Origin of the sequence: Streptomyces triticisoli (assembly GCF_003270085.1) — a bacterium.
Taxonomy (GTDB): Bacteria; Actinomycetota; Actinomycetes; order Streptomycetales; family Streptomycetaceae; genus Streptomyces; species Streptomyces triticisoli.
The window spans coordinates 13,997-35,050 of the sequence record NZ_QFDQ01000119.1; the positions used below are offsets into that span (position 1 = coordinate 13,997).

14 protein-coding genes and 3 pseudogenes are annotated in these 21,054 nt (G+C 68.2%); 14 read left to right on the plus strand and 3 right to left on the minus strand.

Going from position 1 to position 21,054, the window contains the following annotated elements; translation table 11 throughout:
- The 10 genes and pseudogenes from DEP02_RS18015 (at nucleotide 1) to cyaB (ending at nucleotide 12,842) form a co-directional block, all read left to right on the plus strand.
- Nucleotides 1-1,443: a DUF4145 domain-containing protein gene (locus DEP02_RS18015; protein WP_157977476.1), complete on the plus strand. Its 1,443-nt coding sequence runs from the start codon at nucleotides 1-3 to the stop codon at nucleotides 1,441-1,443.
- A 28-nt stretch (nucleotides 1,444-1,471) separates the two neighbouring features.
- Nucleotides 1,472-1,838: pseudogene (locus DEP02_RS18020) on the plus strand (ISAzo13-like element transposase-related protein); the annotation flags it as partial.
- 170 nt (nucleotides 1,839-2,008) lie between these two features.
- The gene (gene brxD / locus DEP02_RS18025) at nucleotides 2,009-3,349 is read left to right on the plus strand and encodes a BREX system ATP-binding protein BrxD (RefSeq protein ID WP_112468613.1); all 1,341 of its coding nucleotides are present in this window, start codon (nucleotides 2,009-2,011) and stop codon (nucleotides 3,347-3,349) included.
- Nucleotides 3,349-5,556 carry a DEAD/DEAH box helicase gene (locus DEP02_RS18030; RefSeq protein WP_112468615.1) on the plus strand — a complete coding sequence of 736 codons (2,208 nt, stop codon included), beginning with the start codon at nucleotides 3,349-3,351 and terminating at the stop codon, nucleotides 5,554-5,556. Before brxD ends, DEP02_RS18030 begins: the two co-directional genes overlap by 1 nt.
- A 274-nt stretch (nucleotides 5,557-5,830) precedes the next feature.
- On the plus strand, nucleotides 5,831-8,560 hold the full coding sequence (locus tag DEP02_RS18035) for a hypothetical protein (RefSeq protein WP_157977478.1): 2,730 nt from the start codon (nucleotides 5,831-5,833) through the stop codon (nucleotides 8,558-8,560).
- Between the two features lie 523 nt (nucleotides 8,561-9,083).
- A complete protein-coding gene (locus tag DEP02_RS18040; protein WP_112468619.1) occupies nucleotides 9,084-9,620 on the plus strand; it encodes a GntR family transcriptional regulator in 537 nt (178 codons plus the stop codon).
- A gap of 1 nt (nucleotide 9,621) precedes the next feature.
- Nucleotides 9,622-10,383 (plus strand): GntR family transcriptional regulator, encoded by a 762-nt coding sequence (locus DEP02_RS18045; protein WP_112468621.1) that lies wholly within the window; start codon nucleotides 9,622-9,624, stop codon nucleotides 10,381-10,383.
- Between the two features lie 287 nt (nucleotides 10,384-10,670).
- Entirely contained in the window at nucleotides 10,671-10,850 is a 180-nt protein-coding gene (locus DEP02_RS18050) for a hypothetical protein (protein ID WP_112468624.1), read from the plus strand.
- 14 nt (nucleotides 10,851-10,864) lie between these two features.
- Nucleotides 10,865-12,244: a class I SAM-dependent methyltransferase gene (locus tag DEP02_RS18055; RefSeq protein ID WP_112468652.1), complete on the plus strand. Its 1,380-nt coding sequence runs from the start codon at nucleotides 10,865-10,867 to the stop codon at nucleotides 12,242-12,244.
- 1 nt (nucleotide 12,245) lies between these two features.
- Nucleotides 12,246-12,842, plus strand: coding sequence for a class IV adenylate cyclase (cyaB, locus tag DEP02_RS18060; protein WP_112468626.1), 597 nt, complete (start codon nucleotides 12,246-12,248; stop codon nucleotides 12,840-12,842).
- Nucleotides 12,843-13,378: 536 nt separating this feature from the next.
- Here cyaB and DEP02_RS18065 read toward each other — a convergent pair.
- A pseudogene (locus DEP02_RS18065) lies at nucleotides 13,379-14,557 on the minus strand (glycoside hydrolase family 10-like protein); the annotation flags it as partial.
- An 875-nt stretch (nucleotides 14,558-15,432) separates the two neighbouring features.
- Here DEP02_RS18065 and fusA point away from each other — a divergent pair.
- Complete coding sequence (fusA, locus tag DEP02_RS18070) at nucleotides 15,433-17,505, plus strand: elongation factor G (protein WP_112468628.1); 2,073 nt, start codon at nucleotides 15,433-15,435, stop codon at nucleotides 17,503-17,505.
- Nucleotides 17,506-17,664: 159 nt separating this feature from the next.
- Here the strand turns inward: fusA and DEP02_RS18075 are convergent, their stop codons facing one another.
- Nucleotides 17,665-17,949 carry a hypothetical protein gene (locus DEP02_RS18075; protein ID WP_112468630.1) on the minus strand — a complete coding sequence of 95 codons (285 nt, stop codon included), beginning with the start codon at nucleotides 17,947-17,949 and terminating at the stop codon, nucleotides 17,665-17,667.
- Between the two features lie 201 nt (nucleotides 17,950-18,150).
- On the opposite strand from DEP02_RS18075, the pseudogene DEP02_RS34815 reads away from it, so the two are divergent.
- Both DEP02_RS34815 and DEP02_RS18085 read left to right on the plus strand, forming a co-directional pair.
- Nucleotides 18,151-18,391: pseudogene (locus DEP02_RS34815) on the plus strand (hypothetical protein); the annotation flags it as partial.
- A 39-nt stretch (nucleotides 18,392-18,430) separates the two neighbouring features.
- Nucleotides 18,431-18,970, plus strand: coding sequence for a hypothetical protein (locus tag DEP02_RS18085; protein ID WP_112468633.1), 540 nt, complete (start codon nucleotides 18,431-18,433; stop codon nucleotides 18,968-18,970).
- A gap of 90 nt (nucleotides 18,971-19,060) precedes the next feature.
- On the opposite strand, the gene DEP02_RS18090 is transcribed toward DEP02_RS18085, so the two are convergent.
- Nucleotides 19,061-19,858, minus strand: coding sequence for a CDP-alcohol phosphatidyltransferase family protein (locus DEP02_RS18090; protein ID WP_112468635.1), 798 nt, complete (start codon nucleotides 19,856-19,858; stop codon nucleotides 19,061-19,063).
- A 110-nt stretch (nucleotides 19,859-19,968) separates the two neighbouring features.
- Here DEP02_RS18090 and DEP02_RS18095 point away from each other — a divergent pair, with 110 nt between their 5' ends.
- On the plus strand, nucleotides 19,969-20,946 hold the full coding sequence (locus DEP02_RS18095; RefSeq protein ID WP_112468637.1) for a zinc-dependent alcohol dehydrogenase: 978 nt from the start codon (nucleotides 19,969-19,971) through the stop codon (nucleotides 20,944-20,946).
- Nucleotides 20,947-21,054 lie beyond the last annotated feature (108 nt).

Below are 21,054 nucleotides of genomic sequence, written 5' to 3' on the forward strand. Positions count from 1 at the left end.
GTGACAACACCTGTCAATTTCACCTTCGCTACATCCGGCCTCCAGTCAATGCTTAAGTTTTTCACAGGCGCTCTGGATGCAGCCTATTTCGGATCAACGCCTTTCCTGCTTGGCTATGCCTATGGTCTGCCGATGCGAATCATTGGGGTAGCCCAGCGTCTGGGCACAGGACACGCGGTCGTCACCCGCACTGGTATATCTTCTCGCCCCCGTATCGGCACAGTGTCAGGCAGTACTGGACATGAAATTGCCCACGCCTGGGCGCAGGCCACCGATCATACGCCGGTCTTCGTCGATCTTCCCCCTATCGACCAAGTGCTGGCATTCAAGGCCGGGTTCATCGACGGGATTTCCTGCTGGGAACCCTTTACCACCATGGCCGTCCGTATCGGCGGCAAACGTGTATTCACCGCAAGAGACTCCAACCGCCAACTCAATCTGCTGTGTGTGAGCAGCGACGCCGCACGAGAAAAAGCAGCCGCTGTACATTCTCTGCTGCAGACCCACATTGATGCTACGCGCAAGCTCAGTGCGGGGGTCTCGGCAAGCGAACTGCATTTTCTGCAAGGCGTCTTCGGGGAGGGGCTTTCGTACACAGAGTGCGACAGCATCCTGCGCCATCGGATCGAGTGGGTCGACCCTTCCGACGTGCCCGTGGAGCAGGAGAGAGAAGAGATCGTAAACTCCCTGCAGGCTGCGTGGGATTTCTTGACAGCGTCAGGTCTCTTCGCCGGAAACATGCCCAATCTGTCGGAGGCGCTAGTAACTCTCGATTATTCGACCCAAGGAACCCCTGCTTTACAGGAGGGCCATGCGCTTCGAGTCGGATACTCCGACTCCATCATGTGCGCACCGATTCTGCTGGGCCGTCACTCACGACTCTTCTCTGAGAATGGTCTCGATGACACCGACAGCGAGAGTCGAATCGTGGAACGGGTGGCAGCCTTGAACGACGAGTACCGTAAGGCCCTCCGTAGTATTCGGTCACTACTGAGCACGGAACCAGAATTGGCCGTGGTGAAAGCCGGCAAGATCATCGAGCAGGAGATGCTCGAACTTTATGAGAGAAGCTTCAATCGCACCCCACCGAAGGTCATCAGCGCCACCATTCAGGAGTTCAGTCAGCTCGGCATGATGCCCACTCGTGTCGCCGCGGCCGCACACTGGCTACGGAATCTGCGCAACGATTCCGCCCACCGTGGTCGAGAGGCTGTCCAGTATGCGGAGACAGCCTACGTTGTAACCGTCGACATCCTGGAGTGGCTACAGCGCGAGCGGCCGCAGCAGACCTTACGGTGCTCACGATGCGCTAAGCACATCGAGGACAGTAGCTGGATAGCGTGCCCGCACTGCGGACAGTTGCGGCGGCGGGACTGCGAGGCGTGTGGCGAGCAGATCCAAGCAACCTGGAAAGCGTGTCCGCATTGCGGCCGCACTGTATAGGCAAGGACTTTGAGAAGTGATCTTGTGTCCTGACGAGCGAGGCGCTCCCGACGTCGCCGCTGCGTTGGACGGTGAAGTCGACCAGGAACCTCGCGGCCGAGCTAACCCATCAGGGGCACGGGGTGAGCGCGGGCACGGTCGGGGACCTGCAGTGTGAGGAGGGCTTCAGCCTGCAGGCTGGCACCAAGACCATCGAGGGCAAGCAGCACCCGGACCGTGATGCCCAGTTCCGCTACATCAACGAGCGGGCCAGAGAGTACACGGGCACCGGCCAGCCGGTGATCAGTGTGGACACGAAGAAGGGACTCGTTGGCGACTGCAAGAATGCGAGCCACCAGTGGCGGCCGCCTCGTGAGCCTGTACTGGTCAAGACACACGAGGGCAAGAACAAGCAAAGTGCCGTCAAGTCCATGGCCCTCACGGACGCGGGCGGCCGCCTGCTGTACTGCTCAGGCAGTCACAGCTGCCCCGTCGTGCAGGACCCGGTGGCGGGGGTCAAGTACGTGCGTCCCGCTTACTGACAGTAGCCCGTCCGGGGTGCGTCTTCGGATGGGAGACTGACACGGTGATCCACCACCGCACCACACCCGTCTCAGCTGCCCGCCGCCGTACCGTCATCGACGCGCTGCGGCGCGGAGCCGTGCCCGAGAGCGGACTCGACCTGCTCGCCTCGGGACTCGGCCGTTTCGAAGCCGCTCTGGACGCGGAGCTGGACGCCGTCGCCTCCGGCGAGTCCGTGTTCAAGGCCGTGCGCGGTGAGTACGGGTCCGGCAAGACGTTCTTCACCCGGTGGCTGGGGGAGCGGGCCAAGCGGCGCAACTTCGCCGTGGCCGAGATCCAGGTCTCGGAGAACGAGACGCCGCTGCACAAGCTGGAGACGGTCTACCGGCGGCTCACCGAACGGCTCACCACGTCCAGCTTCCCGCCCAGCGCGCTGCGACCCGTCGTGGACGCCTGGTTCTACGCGTTGGAGGAGGACGCCCTCGCCGCCGGCGCGAGCGAGGAGGAGCTGCCGGCGGAGGTCGAGAAGCTGCTCGTCGCCCGGCTCGCCGAGGTGTCCCGGCACGCGCCGTCCTTCGCCACCGCGCTGCGCGGCTACCGGGCCGCGCTCGCCGAGGGCGACGAGGCCACCGCCGCCGCCGTGCTGGCCTGGCTGGGTGGCCAGCCGCACGTGGCCGCCGCCGCGCGCCGGTCCGCCGGGGTGCGCGGGGACCTGGACCACTTCGGGGCGCTCGGCTTCCTGCAGGGCCTGCTCACCGTGTTGCGCGACTCCGGGCACACCGGACTCTTCGTCGTCCTCGACGAGGTGGAGACCCTGCAACGGGTGCGGTCCGACGCCCGCGACAAGGCGCTCAACGCGCTGCGCCAGCTCATCGACGAGGTCCACTCCGGCCGCTTCCCGGGCCTGTACCTCGTGATCACCGGCACTCCGGCCTTCTACGACGGACAGCAGGGTGTCCAACGCCTCGCCCCGCTCGCCCAGCGGCTCGCCACCGACTTCACCACCGACCCGCGCTTCGACAACCCCCGCGCCGTCCAGATCCGGCTGCCCGGCTTCAACCAGGACTCCCTGGTCGGCCTCGGCGTCACCATCCGCGACCTGTACGCGGAGGCCGCCGAGGCGCACGAGCGCGTGAAGACGGTGGTCGACGACGCGTATGTCGCCGACCTCGCGCGGGCTGTCGGCGGGGCGCTGGGTGGGAAGGTCGGCGTGGCACCCCGGCTGTTTCTGAAGAAGCTCGTCGGTGATGTCCTGGACCGGGTGGACCAGTTCGAGGACTTCGACCCCCGGCAGCACTACCGGCTGACGGTCGTCGGCAGCGAACTCACCGACGTCGAGCGGAACCTGGCTGCCTCGGTCACCGGCGGCCCCGTCTCGGCCGACGACTTCGATCTGGAGCTGTGATGGCGGGGGAGGACAGCCCGGTCGAGGACACGACGAAGGGCGACGGCCCGGCCGACGTGATCGACCGTCTCGACCCCGTCGTCCTGCACCACATCGTCAACACCCTCGGCTGGCCCGACCTGCGCCCCCTCCAGCGGGAGGCCATCGCACCGCTCATGGACGGCGAGGACGCCGTGCTGCTGGCGCCGACGGCGGGCGGCAAGACCGAGGCCGCCTGCTTCCCCCTGCTGTCGGCCATGGCCGAGCAGAAGTGGAACGGCACCTCGGTGCTGTACCTGTGCCCGCTCAAGGCGCTCCTCAACAACCTGGCCGGCCGCGTCGACACGTACGCCCAGTGGCTGGGACGGCGCGCGGCGCTCTGGCACGGCGACACCAAGGAGTCGCAGCGGCAGCGCATCCGCACCGAGGCGCCGGACATCCTGCTGACCACGCCCGAGTCGCTCGAGGCGATGCTGATCGGCGTCAAGACCGACCACGCGCGGCTGCTCGGCGGCGTACGGGCCGTCGTGGTCGACGAGGTGCACGCCTTCGCCGGAGACGACCGGGGCTGGCACCTGCTGGCGGTGCTGGAACGGCTGGAACGCGTCACCGGACGGCCCATCCAGCGGATCGGACTGTCCGCGACCGTCGGCAACCCGGAGCAGTTGCTGCACTGGCTGCAAGGCGCCCGTGCAAGAAGCCGTACCGGGCGAGTCGTGGCCCCCGGGGTCCGGCTGCCCGCATTCGGCGGCGGAACAGGAGACGACAGCGAAAAGGCCGCCGTGGAACAGCTCCCCAGGCCGGCCGGTGAGGTCGAACTCGACTACGTCGGCTCCCTGGAGAACGCCGCCAAACTGATCGCGGCCCTGCACCGAGGGGAGAAGCGGCTCGTCTTCTGCGACTCGCGCCGCCAGGTCGAGGAACTGGGCGCCGCGCTCCGCGCCCGCGAGGTGACCGTCTTCCTGTCCCACGCCTCCCTCTCGGTCGACGAGCGCACCCGCTCCGAGCAGGCCTTCGCCGAGGCCCGCGACTGCGTCATCGTCTCCACCTCCACCCTCGAACTCGGCATCGACGTGGGTGACCTGGACCGCGTTATTCAGATCGACTCACCGGACACGGTCGCCTCCTTCCTGCAACGCATCGGCCGCACCGGCCGGCGCGCGGGCACCGTGCGCAACTGCCTGTTCCTCACCACGCGCAAGGACACGCTGCTGCAGGCGGCCGGGCTGCTCCTGCTGTGGGCACGCGGCTGGGTGGAGCCGGTTCTCCCGCCCCCCGAGCCACGTCACCTCGTGGCCCAGCAACTGCTCGCCGTCACCCTGCAACAGCACAAACTGGGCGACCAGTTGTGGGACCAGCAGTGGAACGGCCTCGCCCCCTTCGACCGATCCGCGGCTCCCCTCCTCCGCCACCTCACCGACGAAGGCTTCCTGGACACCGACGGAGGCATGCTGTTCGTCGGCCCCGAGGCAGAACGACGCTTCGGCAAGCGGCATTTCATCGAACTCACGGCGTCCTTCACCGCGCCCCCGCAGTTCACGGTTCTGTCGGGCCGCACGGAGATCGGCCGCATGGACCCGAGCGTCCTGACGGAGGAACGCCCCGGTCCCCGCCGACTGCTGCTCGGCGGCCGCAGCTGGCAGGTCACCTACATCGACTGGCTGCGCAAACGCGTCTTCGTCGAACCCGCCGACGGCGGCGGCATCGCCAAGTGGATGAACGGCGGCATCGCCGGACTCTCCTACGCCCTCACGCGCGCCATGCGCGAGGTTCTGTTGGGCGAGGACCCACCCGTTTCGCTCACCCGCCGCGCCGAGGCCTGCCTGGCCGAGCAACGTGAGAGCGACGCACCCGACACCGTCCACCCGGGCGGCACTCTGATCACCCGTGTCGGCGCGGACGTCCGCTGGTGGACCTGGGCCGGCTACCGCGCCAACGCCACCCTCGCGGCCACGTTGCAGTCGATCAGCGATCCCCTGCAACGTCCCACCGACTGCTGGCTCCGCCTGCGCGAAGACCTCACCCCGGCCGCCTGGCGCGCAGCCCGCGAGAACGTCGGCGAGAACCTCGTCCTGCCCGACGTGGACCGCCGCGCGGTGCGTGGACTGAAGTTCTCCGCCGCTCTTCCCGAACGCCTCGCCGTCGCCACGGTCGCGGCACGACTGGCCGACTTCGAGGGTGCCCGTGCGGTACTGGACGCGCCTGTGCGCTTCGAATACCACAACTGATCCCGTCAACCGGGTGCCGAGTACGTAACGGGCTTGTCTCCGCGTACTTCCATGTCCGGGACGGGGAGCCCATCCCGGGCCATCGACATGATCCATATGTAGATGGCACACTTCTCCACGAGTGATCTCAAGACGGCATCGCCGGATGGTCGAACGGGTAATCGCGGCGCTCATGATCTTCCGACGGCAGTCGTGATCGGAGCGCGACCCGACCGGCAGTTCGTCGCCCCTGATCCCTCGATGCTTGGTACGTGTAACAAGGAGACGGCCTCCGATGTTCTCATCCGGTCATGAAGAGGACACCCGCAAGGTTCAAACCGCCGTGTTGGGTGGCCCCAACGGCCATCTCCCTCTCTTCCTGCCCTACGAGAAACAAGCCGCAGCCCGGCTCCGTCAGGAACACGGTGCCAACGCCTTCACCTGTGGTGTGCTCCTCGGCGGGTGCGGAAAACTGCTCACTCTGCGTGCCTGCGACGACAAGAAGTCGCATTTCGCCCACCGGCCGCCGGTCAGGTGCAGCCGCACCGCCCTGGGAGAGAGCAGCGCGGACCACCTGTACATTGGCCAGGCCATCAGCAATTGGCTTCGTAGCCGAGGCCACTCGAAAGTCAGTGTCGAGTACGTCAGGCAGAAGAACGCCCGTAGCGACGCCATCGAGATCCGCTTCGGCTCGCAGAAGAAGCGGCGCCTGATTCACATTCAGATGGCTCGGCGGTCGTTCACCGAATGGCGAGCCGACGGAGAACGTCTCGCCGCGCCCAGTGGCAAACCGTCCACCATTCGGATGTACGGGCCGGAGAGCCAACTCGCTGCGTACGAAGTCGAGGCCAGTGGACATGCCCTGCGCTTCCGGTGCGAGACCGCGAACGGCACTCGCGTCGTCTCCGTCGGAACACAGCTCCCCGGTCATCAGGTCGAGTGGACGAAGCTTGAGCACTGCCGCCTGGTCCCCGCCGGCATCATCACACCATCCCTGGAAGAGACCCCGGCCGGGATTCGGAGCAAGAAGGCGCAGTCACCGCAGGAGTTGCCCCGGCCCGCAGCAGAACGAAAGCAGGCCCCGGCCACTCCTGCCGACGGCCCCGCCCTCCCACTCGTGCCCGGACGTGTCGCCTTCACTGGTGCCACACTGTCGTCCGAGGAGAACGGCCGCAGCCTCTACGACGCGGACGCGCAGCCTCTGGGATCGACCGTGTTCCGCGCCCGGATCTCCCTGCCGGCCGAGAGTGTGGTTCTGAAGCCGCACCATGTGTACGTACTGACCGAGCGAGCGGCAGTGCTCCGCGGCCCGCAGGACGACGACCGCGCCTCGCGGTGGACCCTACGGGCCGAAGGCATCACCCGCCTCACCGCAGGCAAGGCCGCGGAATGGGAGCTGCTCAAGCCACCCAGCCCGGTGCCCGTGGAGGAGAGCCCCTTGGCTACGGCAGCGTCTCCCGCCGTGCGGGAGAGTACGGCTCCGAGAACCGACACAGGCACGGAGAAGACGTCGGCGTCGCTCACCGCAGGATCAGCGGCCGTCACGCCCATCCCGGATGACCGTCTCGCAGCCGAACTGCGTGACGTCCTGCTCAAGGCCGCCCGAGAGGGCGCCACCGTTACGTGGAACGAGCTGCTCGAACAGTGCCTGATACGTGCCCAGGACGTCAGCCAGGAGCGTCGGCTCCGGCTGCTCACCGCCGTTGACGCACCTCGCGCCGAGACACATCGCCCCTTGCTGTCCAGCCTGGTCACCTTCTCCCCCCAGGCACAGCCGAACAGCGCACCGCCCTCCTTCTTCCGCCAGGTGCTCCTGGCGCTCGGCTGGCCCCACTGGACCGACGCGGCACGGGCGGCCGACATTTGGAGGGAGCACCAGCAGCGTCTGCACCGTGCACTCCGTGCGGCATCGAAGCCGGTTACCAAGCACTCAGATCTGCCCCCCGCCCGTCCGGGTGAGGAACCGCGAGTGCGTCTCAGAGTCATCCTCCGGTATCTCGACGACCAGGGCGCCGAGCTCCCGTTCCTGGATCTCTATCGGATCATGCATGAGGCGGACCATCTGGTGTCGCGGATCGGGGATCCTTTCCTGCCGAGGCTTACCAAGGATCGACTGCAGCACTGGCGCACTGTCTTCAGCTCCCGCAAGGAGGTTCCTTCCTTGCGGGAGCAGGAGAACCGGGAGGATCCCGAGCAGACCAAAGCGCGTGACGCCGAGGCTCGTCGGGTGTTCGACGGGATGGTCGCCGAGTTTCGTGCCGCACGCGACGCAGGAGACCTCGTGCGGGCGAAGCGCATCCGCAGCAGCATGGGACCCGTCTACGCCCTGCGTCTCTCGCCCCAGGACCGTGAAGCGGCCACCGGACTAGTGCGCGAGTTCAAGCAATGGGTTCGCGACCAGGAACCGAAGCCCGTGGTGGACCCCTCGCTGCGAGCCATCCGGAGCGTCCTCCAGGATCTCGGGATCCGAAGGGCCGCGTTGACAGCCGACGAACTCGCTTCTGCCCTGGCGGAGATCGACCGGCTGCGCCACCGCCTCTCCAGCCCCTTGCCGGAGGCAGAGAAGAAACGGCTGGGACGCTGGCGCGGCAACCTCCGGCATCGGCTGCAGACGAAGGAGAGCAACGCCGACGACCTCCTGACCCCGCAAGACGACAGTCGGGCCGCTTCTCGCCTGGACGCGACTGTCATCCGTTCACTGGCCGACTGCGTGCGCACCATTCTCGAGGACGCGGCGCGCGCGGGGACCACAATCACGTGGGGAGAACTGCGCCGCCGGATGGAAGGGGCGCTGCCCTACCTCCATCCGGACGACCAAGGGGAGATCCTCGTGGCCGTCGACCGGAACACGTCGGCTGACGAGCCCCTGCTGTCCGCGCTGGTCGCCGGTGCGGACCTTTCGCCCCACGGTTTGTATCGTCACATCCGTTACAGCCTCGGCCGACCCCGAGTGCCGGACGTGTCTCTCGAAATGCACTGGCGGATGGAGGTCTTCCAGGCCTACCAGTTCTGGCGCCACCGCTGACCGTTCCCCGACCTGTTCCATCGAGGAGGTCACCGTGCCACCCCGCTTCGGAGCGTCGGCGGTCACGTAATTACGTGACCGCCGACAGCAGCGTTCTACGAGCAGGTCCGCATCGTGCTGGACGCGGTGCGTCTCGGCGGCCCTCACTGCCTCCTCGTACGGCAGGACGGCAGTCAGCCAGGTGTCAATACCGGCCACGCAGGCCAGGGTGCCGATGGAGTGCGGAAGGTCCGGGTCGTAGTCGGCGGCCCGCATCCGCATGCACAGCCTGAGGGGTGGTCACGTCGTGGATGTCCAGTTGCCGAGGTCGGTGATGCGGAGCGCTACGACGACATCCAACAGGATTCGGATGGCTTCCCATGCCTAACGCCCCCTCCCGCCTGGGCCGGCCGAAGTGGATGGCCGGGCAACGTTTTCGCCCGGTCCAAGGGCTCTCGTGCACTCCGCCGCCCGTCGTAACGTCGGCTTATGGTTGGAAAGCTGATGTACATCTCAAGAGAAGTCGGCAACTGGAGGAGCGCGAGTGACAGACGACCGCTGGACCGGATCTTCAACGCCCTACATCCAGAGCGGCCAAGGTGACACCTGGGGCAAAGAAGCAGCAGACCAGGGCCGCACCGGCACGCAACGCATCCTCAAGGCGGAGGAAACCCCGGCACCTCGAGCCGTCACGGACGCGCTGGGGCTCACAGCAGGGGCCAGTGTCATAGCGCGGCAGCGCCTGATCCTTCTCGACGGGCAGCCGATCGAGCTGGCGAACTCCTACTGGCCAACGGCCGTCGCAGCCGGAACACCTCTGGCGGGAACCGGCAGGATCCGCGGCGGCACCGTATCCCTGCTCGCCGAACTCGGCCACCGCCCCGGCGAGGTCACCGAGGAGATCCAGACCCGGCGGCCCACGAATGAGGAAGCGGAAGCCCTGCACCTCCCCGACGACAGTGAATGGGTGCTCACCCTCACTCGGACAATCAGCACTGCCGGCGGCCGCCCCTATGAGGTGTCGGTCATGGTCAGCCCTGGCCGCATTGGGCGGCTCCACTACTCAATGAAGGTCGACTGACATGGCAGATCTGCATGAGGAAGAGAGCGTCTGGCCGGTCCAGGACCAGATCGCCGCCTACCTGCGCGACGGCATCCTCAACGGCGACTTCCCACCAGGCCAGAAACTCCCATCCAGCCGCAAGCTGACCGAGATGTTCGGCGCCGCAGCCCAGACGATCCGGAACGCCGTCACCATCCTGGAGAAAGAAGGGCTGGCCTACACGCGGCAAGGAGCCGGTGTGTATGCGCGGCAGCATCGACAGCGCACGATGGCCCCGGCCAACTACAAGAACCCGCCGACAGATGGCGGGAAGTACCAGTGGATCGCAGCTGTCGAGCAGAAGGGGGTGACCGGCAGGTCCGAGCTGCTGGCCGTAGAAGAAGTCGTTCCGCCAGCCGCCGTCCGCGAGGTGTTCGGGCTGGAGGAGAACGGGAAGGCGTTGCTGCGACGTCAGGTGCTGTTCTTGGACGACCAGCCGTGCGAGCTGGTCGAGGTTTACTTCCCGCTCGATTTGGCGCGGGGCACGCCGATCGCGGAGAACCGGAAGATCAAGGGGGGCGCCGGGCGTGTCCTTCTGCAGGCGGGCTTCCCGCCGTTGCGCTGCGTGGACAAGGTGGCGGCGCGCTGGCCTACCCCGGAGCAGGCACGGGCGCTCCGGATGCCGACGAAGTTGCCTGTGCTGCGCCAGCTCCGCGTGACGTACAGCGTGGGTGACAAGCCGATCCAGGCGGAGATCATGGCCAAGGCGGGTCATCTGTATGAGGTGCAGTACGAGTTCTGACCAGGCCAATCGCAAGCCCCGGCGACCACGCGCCGGGGCTTGCGTGTGTTCGGCGCAGACACGAGCATTGCGAACTCCTCAACAAACCTCTTACAGTTGCTCGCGAGGGTGGCCGAGGCCACACACTCAGTGAGGAGCGCCATGCCCTTCAACTTCGTAGAAGAAGAGAGCAAGGCGGCCGAGCAGGAGAAAACGAACGGCCAGGCGTCGCCACGCCCGGCCTGTTCTGCCAATCGCGAGTCGCCACTCGCGATCAGTGAGTCCTCACCATCACGAAAGGACTGCTCATGCAGAAGAGTACATGTCTCGCACCTGAGAACAACCGGCGAAAGAACGGCGACCGGCTGTCGACCGTGCCGGCCGGGCGCGGCGAGCTGGAGCACGACACGATGGCCCGCTACCTCCTCGCCCAGGTCTTCGATGTCGACATGCCACTGTCGGCGCCGTTCGTCACCACCGAGATCTGAGGCTGGTGCAGGACATGGCTGGAGCCACGTTCTCGACGAGCCTGAAGACGGCGGCTGGCTACATCGACGTCGCGGCGAACGCGCATGGCGAGGAGAAGGGACACCTGGCGCTGCGGGCACTTGAGCGTGTCCGGTCCGATCGCCCACACCTGGTGGAGATCGGGCCGGGCGGCGGCTCCTCAGTCGCGTTCTTGGCCTCCCAACTGGCCGCCGGTGAAGACCGGGCTCGGGACGTCCGCCTCACGTTGGTAGAGGTTCCAGGGGTGGTGTCGACATCGCTGGAGCAGGCGATGGACGACTTCAGCCGGGTTGGCCGGTGTGAGCTCGTCACCGGTTTCGCCCAGGACATCGCGAACATTCTCAACGGACCGGTGGATGTGGTCAGCGCCTCGGCGCTGTTGCACGAGGTGTACTCGTACGGGGGTGGCTACAACGGACTTCATTCGATGATCCGCACCATTCCCACGGTGTTACGCCCGGGCGGGATGTTCGCCTACCGGGACGTGTACGCGGTGAAGGCGCCGTCACTGCACGATCGTTGCTTGCAGACGTACACCAGCCGCTCATGGTTGCGGTTCCTGCGGATGTTCGTCCCGCAGTATCTCGGCGAGGGCACGCACCCGTACCACAGTGCCTCCGACCTGGTCGTGTTCCGGCAGGATTCGCGGATCGTGCCGGTGGAGCGGTTGTGCGAGCGGACGGGTGTGGTCGCTTCGGCGCCAGTGGGGGTATTCCGGGAGGTGCAGCGCCACTACATAACGTTGCGGGATCACGTGTGGCGGTCGGGTGTGCTCGGATTCACGCCGTTCCTCGAGGGCCCGTTGGCCGGGGATTGGATCGACGCGAGGTACGGGCACAAGCGGGTCCACTTCTTCCTGACGGACACCGATTGGTTGCCGGCCTCGCAGAAAGGGATGCTGCTCGCGCTGAGCGAGCAGTACATGGACCACTGGACCGTGGACGGGGATGTCTTCGACGAATGCACAGACATCGCGTTGAACGCGTTCCTCGAGCTGGCGGAGCGCGATGACGGCGTGTGCGGCGAAGTCTGGCGGAGTTGGGTTACGCGAGAAGGGCGTGAGACCTACGCGTATCTCACGCTGGACGCGTTGCTGGCGGCGTTCGCGGTCAACTCGACGGAGGCGGCGTTGGAAGAGCGCACGGTACTGGTGCCGGTCCGGGTGGACGACGTCATTCGCCGGGACCGGGCGTACTACCAGCGCTATCTACGGCGCGCGATCCCGAACCCGCTCAGGGACGCCAAGCAGCTGGTGCTCTTCACGAACGTCTCCGTCGACGACTCCGACTCGTTGAGCCAGGGGATGCAGTGCCTGCAGCAGTGGTGCAGCAAGTCGAGCCTGGCGCGGGTGTATTCGGCGATCAACGGAGGATGAGATGGACGGCAAAGTGATCGAGGTGGAGCGGAAGCGGCGACTGCCCGGTACCGGGGGGCGTCTGACCGAGCTGCTGATGAAGCTGGGCTGGCAGGCCGCGGAGACGGTGACTGAGGTCGACACGTACTACAGCCGCCCGGACGTGGACTTCATGGAGACCGTGGAGTGCCTTCGGGTCCGGCGCCGCGGGGACTTCGCGGAGGTCACGTACAAGCCGCCGTCGACGTCGGCCACGCACCGCGCGGACGACGTGATCTCGAAACCGGAGACGAACCTGCTGCTCGCCGACGCCGGACAGGCCGCGATGGCAGACCAACTGTTGGAGGCGGTCGGCATGCGCCTGCTGGTGCGTGTCGAGAAGCACCGCACGTCCTTCAGGCACCAGGACGAGTCGGAGGTGACGGTGAGCATCGACACCGTGGCCGACCTCGGCGTGTTCGTGGAGACCGAGGTGCTGAGCGCGGACCCGGTTGCCGCGGCGGCGGTCGTGGAGCGGGTCGAGAAGGAACTGGGTATCACGGACTGCCCGACAGTGGATCTGCCGTATCGCGATCTCGCGATGAGTGTCATGGCCCCGTTGATGCCGGAGGGTTGCTGACGCTCGCTCACGGGCTCGTCCGGGGTGCGTCCTGGACTGGTCATCAGCGGTCGCGGAGGTGGCACGGGCGGCGGTCGAAGGCGTAGCGGTTCGGCGAGCAAGCCGCCCGTGGGCCGCCCAGGTGCGGCGGTGTGCCTCCCGGATTCCGAGGTTCTTCCGCAGCCCGGCCCGGCCCTGAGCGGCCGGGACCGGGCCGGGCTGCGGGTGGTGATGCCGTGTCAGCGGCGGGGCATTCGAACGGTGATCGGGGAGCTCTCGCGGTTGGCGCGGTCCACTGACGTGATCGTGTACGTCGCGCCTTCCGGGGCCGTCGGAACGGTCCACTGGGTGTGGCGGGCGCCCGGGAGCACCGCCACGAGGCCGTCGTCGCCGGCGGTGTGCTGCCGCAGTGCGTACAGCGCGGGGACGTGGTTGCCGCGGGAGCGCACCTCGATCCGGAGCCCGCCGTCGGCCGTCCGGGCGGCCGACGCGAGCGGGGGCAGTGGCGCGGGCCCACGGGCGAGCCTCGGCAGGACCGGTGGCAGCGCGGGCCGCTGCCAGTGGTCGGCGGTCAGTTGGGTGATCGCGCCGATCGGGTCGGCGGTCACGTCCGTGGCGCTGAAGAGGATCTCGCCGTTGATCTCCGGCAGCCCCTTGTCCATCGTCAGGTGCCGGGAGAGCTCGGCCGGGTCCTGCCAGGCGGCCGGCTGGGCGGGGTTGCCGACCTTGTACACGGCCTGGCCGATCCACAGCTGCACGTCGGTGCCGCGGACCGCCTGCGCCCACCACGGAGCGAGGACGGCGTAGTCGGCCACCGGGAGACCGATGTTCCAGTACAGCTGCGGGGCGATGTAGTCCACCCAGCCCTTCTGCACCCAGCCCAGGGTGTCGGCGTTGATCGCGTCGTAGGACTGGGTGCCGTTGGTGGCCGAGCCCCGCGGGTCGCTCGAGGCGTTGCGCCAGATGCCGAAAGGGCTGATGCCGAACGCCGCCTCGGGCCGGACCTCGCGTACCCGGTCGCGCATCTCCTGCACCAGCAGGTCCACGTTGTGCCGGCGCCAGGCGGCCCGGTCGGTGAAGCCCGCGCCGTACGCGGCGAAGGCGTCGTCGTCGGGGAAGTCCTGGCCGCTCACCGGGTAGGGGTAGAAGTAGTCGTCGAAGTGGACGCCGTCGATCTCGTAGCGCTCTACCGCGTCCATGATGGCGTCCTCGACGAAGGCGCGGACGGCTGGGATGCCGGGGTTGTAGTACAGCTGGCCGCCGTAGGAGACGATCCATTCCGGATGCAGCCGCGCCGGGTGGCTGGGCACGAGCCTGGTGACGTCGGACTGCTGCGAGACGCGGTACGGATTGAACCACGCGTGCAGGGCCAGTCCGCGCTCGTGCGCGGCCTCGACCATGAAGTCCAGCGGGTCGTAGCCGGGATCCTGGCCCTGAGTGCCGGTCAGGTACTGCGACCACGGTTCGTGGCGTGACGGCCAGAAGGCGTCGGCCGTCGGGCGGACCTGCGCGAATATCGCGTTCAGCCCGATCGATCCGGCGTGGTCGAGCAGCGCGATGAACTCCGCCTGCTGTGCGGCGGGGCTCAGTCCGGTCCGTGAGGGCCAGTCGATGTTGGCGACGGTGGCGATCCACTCGCCACGCAGTTCGCGGTCGCGGTACGCGGTCGCGGTGCCGTCGACGGTGGCTGCCGCGGCAGTAGGGACGGGCAACCCCGTGGCGGCCAGACCGGCCATCAGTCCTGCGGCTCGCAGCAGCACGCGGCGGGTGGGGCGACGTGCGGCCGAGCCGTGGTTCGCAGTGTCGGTCACGCGGACTCCTGGAGAGAGACGGGAGCGGCTTGATCGGCCTACCGTTCCCAGCGCGCCGTGCCTGGTCAACGAGTGGGGTGAAAATAGTTACCAAATCGCTAGCATTCGATGAAAGAAACTTACATCGACGCGACGTTGGGTTCCGCGTCCTGTCTCGCTGCACGGGTCGGTCGCCGGCGGGCACCTGCTCGGCTGCCGGGCGTTGAGCGGGCACCGTGCGCATGAGCGGCGCCTGCGGACATGCACCAGCCGCTCGTGGCTGCGATTCCGGTCTCACGCTGGACGCATTGCCGGCGGCGTTCGCGGTCGACTCGACGTCGACTCGACGGAGGCGGCGCATGAAGAGCGCACGGTACTGATGCCGGTCCGGGCGGGCGACGTCATTCGCCGGGACCGGGCGTATCACCAGCGCTGACGAGGGAAGTGCCTTGAAGAGACGCGGAATTCGATACGTTTCGCGCAGTCGAAGCTGTTAGGGTCGCCACACCTTGCGCGTAGCCCGGTCCGTGGCGGCGCGCACCGCGATCAGAGAGGGGAGCCCGGCCGTGCGTGACCGCGTCGCTGTCGTCGTTCCCCCGTCGCGTTCCGAGGTGATCCTGGTGTCTCGGTCCGTCCGGTGCTCGCTGCGCGGCCGGTACCGGATGTCCCTGCCGAGGATCTGACTCAGTACGCCAGTACCGCTGAGGACGGCCCGACCAACTGCCGAACTGTCGGCCGGGTGGGTCGAGTAGGCACGTCTGTCTCTCCTCGTCCGGGAAATAGCGCTGCCCTTTTTCCGCATCAGTGAAAGGCCACGGGCTGTGCGCAACACCGTCAACCCTCTCGCCGCTCTCCGCAACCTCGGCATCCTCGCCCACGTCGACGCCGGCAAGACCACCGTCACCGAGCGGATCCTGTTCGCCACCGGGACCACGCACAAGCGGGGGGACGTGCACCACGGGACGACCGTCACCGACTTCGACCCGCTGGAGCGGGAGCGGGGCATCACCATCTCCTCGGCGGCCGTGAGCTGTGTCTGGGACGGGCACCGGCTCAACCTGATCGACACTCCGGGGCACGTCGACTTCGTCGACGAGGTCGAGCGGTCGCTGCGCGTGCTCGACGGAGCGGTCGCCGTGTTCGACGCCGTAGCGGGTGTGGAGCCGCAGAGCGAGTCGGTGTGGCGGCAGGCCGACCGGCACGGGGTGCCCCGGATCGCGTTCGTCAACAAGATGGACCGGGTCGGGGCGGATCTCGACGCCGCCGTGGCATCCGTGCGGGAGCGGTTGCACCCGGTCCCGCTGGTCGTGCAACTGCCCATCGGGGCGGAGAGCGGGTTCCGCGGTGTCGTCGATCTGGTGCGTATGCGTGGCCTGCTCTGGGACGACGGCGGCGACGGCAGCGACGTCGTTCCGGTGCCCGGCTCCTTGCGCGAGGAGGCCGTACGCCGGCGGCGGGTCCTGGAGGAGGCGGTGGCCGAACGACATCCGGTCGCACTCGAGGAGTACTGCGAGCTGGAGACGTTGTCCCCGGCCACGCTCGTCACCGCGCTGCGCGATCTGACCCGTACCGGTGACGGTGTCGTCGTGCTGTGCGGTTCCGCCTACCGCAACCGGGGGATCGAGCCGCTGCTCGACGCCGTCGTGGCCTACCTGCCCTCGCCGCTCGACGTTCCCGCCGTGTACGGCACGCAGGACGGGCCCGAGGGGCAGGAGCGGACCGCCGATCCGGCGGCTCCCTTCGCCGCGCTCGCCTTCAAGGTGAACGCCACCGCCACCGGGCGGCTGACCTACCTCCGTGTGTACTCGGGCTCGATCGAGAAAGGAGACACCGTGTGGAACCCGACCGCGCGGTGCACCGAGCGCATCGGGCGGATCCTGCGCGTGCAGGCCGACCGGCAGGTGCCACTCGAACGCGCGCTCGCCGGGGACATCGTCGCCGTGGTCGGGTTGAAGTCAGCCCACGCGGGTTCCACCCTGTGCGATCCCAGGGCTCCGATCGTCCTCGAACCGCCCGGTGCGGCCGAGCCCGTCGTCTCCGTGGCCGTCGAGGCGCGCACGCGAACGGACGTCGACCGGTTGGCGTCCGCCCTCGCACGACTGACCGAGGAGGATCCCTCGCTGGTCGTGCGGACCGACGCCGAGACCGGGCAGACGGTGCTGTCGGGCATGGGGGAGTTGCACCTGGAGGTGGCCGTGGAGAAGCTGCGTCAGGCCCACCGGATCGACGTCAACGAGGGCCAGCCTCGGGTGGCTTTTCGGGAGACGGTGGTGCGCGGGGTGTCCGGCGTGCTCCACCGGCATGTCAAACAGGACGGCGGGGCAGGGCAGTTCGCCCACGTCGTCCTGGACGTCGAGCCGGTGGCGCCCGGCGACAGCGGGAACGGCTTCGCCTTCAGGTCGGTCGTCGTCGGTGGCCGCGTGCCGCAGGAGTACGTCCGTGCGGTCGAAGCCGGCTGCCGTGACGCCCTGACCGAAGGGCCGCTCGGCGGTCATCCGGTGACCGGGCTGCGCGTCACGCTGACCGACGGGGCGACCCATCCGAAGGACTCCTCCGAGATGGCGTTCCGCACAGCCGGGCGGCTCGGTCTCCGTGAGGCGCTGCGTGCCTGTGCGATGCGCCTGCTGGAACCGGTCGTCGAGGCGACGGTGACCGTTCCCGAGGACGCCGTGGGCGGTGTTCTCGCCGACCTCGCCGCACGGCGCGGCCGGGTCTCGGATCATGTCACGCGCGCCGGTACGACGGTGATCACCGCGACCGTTCCGCTGGCCGAGGTCTTCGGTTACGCGACCCGGCTGCGCAGCCGGACCCGGGGCCGGGGCATCTTCACGACCCGCCCCGCGGGATACGCTCCTGTGCCGAGCCCGGCCCCGGCTCCCAGCCCGGCCGGTTAGCCGTACGCCGGTCCCTCCCGCGCCACTTCGGGAGGGACCGGTCCTGACCGTTGATCGCCGGCAGTCCTGGGCACGAACGCTCTCACGACACCGGTCGCGGGAGCGTTCTGTGCGTTGCGCCCGCTTCTTCCGCCGGAGGTGGTGCTGGTTCCGTCTCTGTCAGACGGCCTGTGCCTTCTGCCGTTCACGGAGTTCGTGGACGTTGGCGGCGGTGATGGTGCCGTCCTGCTGTTCGTAGTGGGAGAGGGCGAGGCCGAGGCCGAAGAAGGTGGGTGCCCATTCGCCGACGAAGATGCCCCAGCGGTCGGCGCGGTCGAGACCGGCGCCGGGCTCCATCTTCAGGCTGCCCGCCCAGGCAGCCACGCTGAATCCGATGGAGACGATGCCGGCGAGGTAGGCGTGCTCGCTACGGATGCCCATTTCGTGCATTTTCTTGATGATCATTCGATGGGTCTCCGTTCCGTGAGGGAGGTCAAGGGAACGAGTCCCCCGGCGGGGTGACCTTATTCATACCTTTTGCGAGTTATGTGCGACTCGGTCGTCGGCACCCAACCGGTGTGATCCCCCCTTGCAGCAACTCACGACGGGCTCCCTCGGCCCGTGCTTCCTGCCACTTGCTGCTGGGGTACGGCCTGGCGGTCCAGTTACCTGGCCGCGTGCGCCGCGGCCCGCAAGGGCGCCCCGCCGACGGGCTGCTTCGCCTGGTTGCTGCTGGACAACTTCGACCGGGCGTACGGCGGAGGGCAGTGGGAGCCGGTACGCGGAGATCGTGCGCGCGCACCGGGGCGGGAGGCTGTCTGAGGCACCCGTCCCGACTGTTTCGCTCGATCGGGTGATGTTGGGCGTGGTGGGCACGGGCGGTGGGGGCGGCTCGTTCGACGGGTGACGGGATCTTCCGGCACAACGACATCGAAGGAGACGCGACATGGGGCTGTACTTCCGGCGCAACGAGGACGGCACGACCACCGGTCGGAACGAGGAGTCGGGATTCACCGTGACCCTCGCCGACGAGGAAGAGGTCAAGCGGCTGCTGCATGAGGACGCCGGTTGGGAGTACACGCCCCCACCGCCTCCCGTTCCGCCGGGGTATCACCGGTTCTCCCTGGTGGACGACGCGTTCGACGCCGGCGGGTTCGGGGACGAGCGGTACGCGGGTCTGCGGGAGCGTCCGCCCGCGGGATGCTTTCCGGCTGACTGGGGGCGCTTCGCTCTTGAATGCGAGCGCCCCGGAAAGTCGCTTCTGGACGCCGTCACCGGCACCGTCGCCGAGATCCGCCGTGAGCACGGGCTGGTGATGAACAGCCTCGGCATCGAGAAACCCCAGGAGTGGCTCGGCGCCGACAAGAACGGCTACGCGGCGCAGATCGTGGCGCACCTGCTGCTGATGGCCGCTCACCGTGCCTCGCTGCTGGGGTACGGGCGCAAGGATCTGGTCCGGCTGCTCGACGCGGCGGGCGTCGAGTAGCCGATCGGCCCTCCTGGGCGGCAGTTCCGCAGCTCCCGCAGGACCGGGATCACATCCACCGGGATCCTGGCTCCCCAAGGGCGGGTGACGTCACGCGGCGCGCGCGGTCTCCAGTACGTCCTCGACCGGGGCGGCGGCCTGAAGCACCCTGCCGATCCCGGCGGTGCCGACCCGCACCCGAGAGGTCCGCCACAGCCACAGCACATCCCGTCCGAACGACCACACCAGCAGGCCCAACGCCAGCAGTACCACACCGAAGTTGGCCACCAGGGGCAGCAGGCCGGAGCCGGCCACCAGCAGACAGACGCCCTGGAGCGCGGCGACCGTCTTGCGCCCGGTGCTCGGCGGCAGCGGCGCGTTCAGCCAGGGCAGTACGCGGGCGGCGGCGACGAAGACGTACCGCATGCCGCCGATCAGCAGCACCCACGGGCCGAGACTCATCGAGACGTACACACTGAGCACCAGGATCAGGAACGCGTCGACCTCCATGTCGAAGCGGGCGCCGAGCGCGGTGGAGGTGCCCGTGCGGCGGGCCACCTTGCCGTCGACGCCGTCCAGGATCAGCGCCACCGCCGTCAGACCCACCAGCAGCGACACCGGAGGTGCGCTTTCGAAGGAGTCCGCGACCAGCGCCGTCACACCGCCGACGAGAGTGGCCCGGCCCAGGGTGACCCGGTTCGCCGCGCCGAAGGAGCGCAGCCGCGACCGGTGCAGTGCCCGGGAGAGCACCGCCCAGGTTGCGATGGCGAAGACCAGGCCGGTCACCCAGCCCACCGGCCCCATGCCGATCGCCGTGCCGAGCAAGGCCAGCAACAGGACCTGTACGCCCGCTCCCACCGCGGTCTCCTGCTGGACCAGCCTCGCGTCGTAATGGTTGTTCAGGGCCACCGCACACCCTCCGGCCGAGTGACAGAGTCGATCAACGCCGCGTACGTTGTGCGCGGCCTGTGCACACCTCGGTACGTGAGCAACTTCCCGATCGTTCAGGAGGACGCCCGATGAAAAACTCCGCCCGTGCCTTCTGGCTCGACTCGCCGGGCCACGGCGAGATACGCCAGGTGGACCTTCCGGAACCCGCGGAGGGCGACGTGGTCGTCCGCGCGCTGTACTCCGGAGTCAGCCGCGGCACGGAGACGCTCGTGTTCCGGGGACAGGTGCCCGAGAGCCAACACAGCGCCATGCGGGCGCCGTTCCAGGAGGGCGACTTCCCGGGGCCGGTGAAGTACGGCTACCTCAGCGTCGGCGTGGTGGAACAGGGCCCCGAGGAACTGGCCGGGCAGACCGTCTTCTGCCTCCACCCGCACCAGAGCCGCTACGTCGTCCCGGCGAGCGCCGTGACCCGCGTGCCCGAGAACGTGCCGGCCGAGCGGGCCGTGCTCGCCGGCACCATCGAGACCGCCGTCAACGCGCTGTGGGACGCCGCGCCCCTGATCGGAGACCGGATCGCCGTGGTCGGCGGGGGCATGGTCGGCTGCTCGGTGGCCGCCCTGCTGGCCCGGTTCCCCGGCGTGCGCGTGCAGTTGGTCGACGCCGACCCCGCCCGCGCCGAGGTCGCCGCCGCGCTCGGCGTCGGCTTCGCCCTGCCCGGGGACGCGCTCGGCGAGTGCGACATCGTCGTGCACGCCAGCGCCACCGAGCAAGGGCTCGCCCGCGCGCTGGAACTGCTCACCGCCGAGGGCACCGTCCTCGAACTGAGCTGGTACGGCGACCGGCGCGTCGCCCTCCCGCTCGGCGAGGCCTTCCACTCCCGACGGCTGGTCATCCGCAGCAGCCAGGTCGGCACCGTCTCCCCGGCCCGCCGCACCGGCCGCGGCTACGCCGGCCGGCTGGCCCTCGCCCTCGAACTGCTCGCCGACCCGGCGTTGGACGCCCTCATCACCGGGGAGAGCGCGTTCGAGGACCTGCCGGAGGTCATGTCGAAGCTCGCCTCCGGGGAAATCCCGGCGTTGTGCCACCGGGTCAGGTACGCCGAATGACCGTGGCTGCCCGTTCAGCGAGGTACGACAAGAGCGCCTGACCTCAGAAAAGAGTGAGAGGCGGCTGAACAACGGGAAGCAAAGAGCCGTACTACACGGCATCCCCCG